Annotated in this window: 1 protein-coding gene; it reads right to left on the bottom strand. The window is 59.7% G+C overall.

The genetic code is table 11. The features are described 5' to 3' along the window. The coding region (locus tag ACYQ11_RS22290) for an InlB B-repeat-containing protein (RefSeq protein WP_459926036.1) at nt 1-211 on the bottom strand (211 nt) is incomplete at both ends.

Below are 211 nucleotides of genomic sequence, written 5' to 3'. Positions count from 1 at the left end.
AGGTGACGGCGTAGGTGTCGATGGTCCACTGGGCATACAGGGTGACATTGGAAGACCCCATGGCAAAGGTGTCTCCTCCGCTGTAGGCGGTGCCGGATCCGTTGGCGGCGGTGTTCCATCCGTCAAAGGTGTATCCGGTTTTCACCAGGGACTCGGTGTTGTCCAGAACCGTCACCGTGTCGGTGATGGTGTAGGTGTTTCCGTCCGTCGG

Source organism: Desulfatiferula olefinivorans (assembly GCF_054657895.1).
The sequence above is the reverse complement of the archived record's forward strand: the minus strand, read 5'-3'. Positions and strand labels throughout refer to the sequence as shown.